A 3,403-nucleotide genomic window follows, 5' to 3' on the forward strand; every position below is an offset into this window, starting at 1 on the left:
GGTGGGTGTTGGTGGTGGGTGGTGGGTGTGGGGTTGCGTGTTGTTTGAGAATTACACAGTGGACGCGAGCATCTTTGTGGTCAAGTTGCTGAGGGCAGACGGTGGATGCCTTGGCACCAGGAGCCGATGAAGGACGTGGGAGGCCGCGATAGGCCTGGGGGAGCTGTCAACCTAGCTGTGATCCCAGGGTGTCCGAATGGGGAAACCCGGCACCAGTCATGTGGTGTCACCTCCACCTGAACACATAGGGTGTGAGGGGGGAACGCGGGGAAGTGAAACATCTCAGTACCCGCAGGAAGAGAAAACAATTGAGTGATTCCGTGAGTAGTGGTGAGCGAAAGCGGATGAGGCTAAACCGTGCACGTGTGATACCGGTCAGGGGTTGCGTGTGCGGGGTTGTGGGAGCGTGCGTGTCGGTCTGATCGCCGGCGGAACAGTGAGAAAGTCAGAGGCTAGCTGAAGTTCGTTGGAAAACGGCGCCGTAGACGGTGATAGTCCGGTAGGTGAAAGTTTCTGACCTGTTGTGCGTTTTCCCGAGTAGCCGCGGACTCGTGAAATCTGCGGTGAATCTGCCAGGACCACCTGGTAAGCCTAAATACTCCCTGGTGACCGATAGCGGACTAGTACCGTGAGGGAAAGGTGAAAAGTACCCCGGGAGGGGAGTGAAATAGTACCTGAAACCGTCTGCTTACAATCCGTCGGAGCTGAGCCCTTTGGGGTGAGGTGACGGCGTGCCTTTTGAAGAATGAGCCTGCGAGTTAGTGGCATGTGGCGAGGTTAACCCGTGTGGGGGAGCCGTAGCGAAAGCGAGTCCGAATAGGGCGTTGTAGTCGTGTGTCCTAGACCCGAAGCGGAGTGATCTAGCCATGGGCAGGCTGAAGCGCGGGTAAGACCGCGTGGAGGGCCGAACCCACCACCGTTGAAAAGGTGGGGGATGACCTGTGGTTAGGGGTGAAAGGCCAATCAAACTCCGTGATAGCTGGTTCTCCCCGAAATGCATTTAGGTGCAGCGTTGCGTGTTTCTTGCCGGAGGTAGAGCACTGGATGGCCTAGGGGGCCGACAAGCTTACTGAAGTCAGCCAAACTCCGAATGCCGGTAAGTCAAAGCGTGGCAGTGAGACTGCGGGGGATAAGCTTCGTAGTCGAGAGGGAAACAGCCCAGATCACCAGCTAAGGCCCCTAAGCGTGTGCTAAGTGGAAAAGGATGTGGGGTCGCAGAGACAACCAGGAGGTTGGCTTAGAAGCAGCCACCCTTGAAAGAGTGCGTAATAGCTCACTGGTCAAGTGGTTCCGCGCCGACAATGTAGCGGGGCTCAAGTACACCGCCGAAGCTGTGGCACTCACACGTGTACTTCGCAGCAGCCTTTGGGTTGTTGTGCAGGTGTGTGGGTGGGTAGGGGAGCGTCGTGCCAACTGTGAAGCAGCCGGGTGACCGAGTTGTGGAGTGGGCACGAGTGAGAATGCAGGCATGAGTAGCGAAAGCAGGGTGAGAAACCCTGCCGCCGGATGACCAAGGGTTCCAGGGCCAGGCTAATCCGCCCTGGGTGAGTCGGGACCTAAGGCGAGGCCGAGAGGCGTAGTCGATGGACAACGGGTTGATATTCCCGTACCCGCGAAGGAGCGCCCGTGATGAACCTTCCTGTACTAACCACCTGCGGTGGCGGTCCTTTCGGGGGCCAATATTGTGGCTGGGGCCTTGGGGGGTAGTAGTCAAGCGATGGGGTGACGCAGGAAGGTAGCTGATCCCGGCCGGTGGTTGTGCCGGGGTAAGCGTGTAGCCCGTGGTGTAGGCAAATCCGCACCATTTGTGGGTGAGACGTGATACGGAGCCGATTCAGGTGAAGTCAGTGATCCTATGCTGCCGAGAAAAGCCTCTAGCGAGTTCCGAGCGGCCCGTACCCTAAACCGACACAGGTGGTCAGGTAGAGAATACCGAGGCGATCGGGTGAACTGTGGTTAAGGAACTCGGCAAATTGCCCCCGTAACTTAGGGAGAAGGGGGGCCAGTTCTGGTGATGGCACTTGCTGCTTGAGCTGGGGTTGGCCGCAGAGACCAGGGGGAAGCGACTGTTTACTAAAAACACAGGTCCATGCTAAGTCGTAAGACGACGTATATGGACTGACGCCTGCCCGGTGCTGGAACGTTAAGGGGACCGGTTAGTCTTTCGGGGCGAAGCTGAGAACTTAAGCGCCAGTAAACGGCGGTGGTAACTATAACCATCCTAAGGTAGCGAAATTCCTTGTCGGGTAAGTTCCGACCTGCACGAATGGCGTAACGACTTCCCTACTGTCTCAATCACAGGCCCGGCGAAATTGCAGTACGAGTAAAGATGCTCGTTACGCGCGGCAGGACGGAAAGACCCCGGGACCTTTACTATAGCTTGACATTGGTACTTGGATTAGCTTGTGTAGGATAGGTGGGAGCCTGTGAAGCAGCGACGCCAGTTGTTGTGGAGGCAATCTTGAAATACCACTCTGGTTGATCTGGGTCTCTAACTTAGGACCGTGAGCCGGTTCAGGGACAGTGTCTGGTGGGTAGTTTAACTGGGGCGGTTGCCTCCTAAAAGGTAACGGAGGCGCCCAAAGGTTCCCTCAGCCTGGTTGGCAATCAGGTGTTGAGTGCAAGTACATAAGGGAGCTTGACTGTGAGACTGACGGGTCGAGCAGGGACGAAAGTCGGGACTAGTGATCCGGCACTTGCGTGTGGAAGCGGTGTCGCTCAACGGATAAAAGGTACCCCGGGGATAACAGGCTGATCTTCCCCAAGAGTCCATATCGACGGGATGGTTTGGCACCTCGATGTCGGCTCGTCGCATCCTGGGGCTGGAGTAGGTCCCAAGGGTTGGGCTGTTCGCCCATTAAAGCGGTACGCGAGCTGGGTTTAGAACGTCGTGAGACAGTTCGGTCCCTATCCGCCGTGCGCGTAGGATACTTGAGAAGGGCTGTCCCTAGTACGAGAGGACCGGGACGGACGAACCTCTGGTGTGCCAGTTGTCCCGCCAGGGGCACGGCTGGTTAGCTACGTTCGGGAGGGATAACCGCTGAAAGCATCTAAGCGGGAAGCCTGCTTCAAGATGAGGTATCCCACCCTTGTGGGTTAAGGCCCCCAGCTAGACGACTGGGTTGATAGGCCAGATATGTAAGCACGGTAACGTGTTCAGTTGACTGGTACTAATAGGCCGAGGACTTGACTTACGAAGGTGCTTCGCGTCCACTGTGTGATTCTGAGACAATCACGGGCCCCCGGGTTTGTTCCTGGTGTGGGTTGGTTGATAGTTTCATAGTGTTACGGCGGTTTTAGCGGTGGGGAAACGCCCGGTTACATTCCGAACCCGGTAGCTAAGCTCACCTGCGCCGATGGTACTGCACTTGTGAGGGTGTGGGAGAGTAGGACGCCGCCGGAC

Annotated in this window: 2 rRNA genes; both read left to right on the top strand. The window is 56.9% G+C overall.

The features are described from left to right. Positions 1–78: 78 nt before the first annotated feature. Positions 79–3,194, top strand: a 23S ribosomal RNA gene (locus tag ABEA87_RS42000). Between the two features lie 92 nt (positions 3,195–3,286). Continuing rightward, positions 3,287–3,403, top strand: a 5S ribosomal RNA gene (gene rrf / locus ABEA87_RS42005).

It is taken from the genome of Rugosimonospora acidiphila (genome assembly GCF_039543385.1).
GTDB lineage: Bacteria > Actinomycetota > Actinomycetes > Mycobacteriales > Micromonosporaceae > Rugosimonospora > Rugosimonospora acidiphila.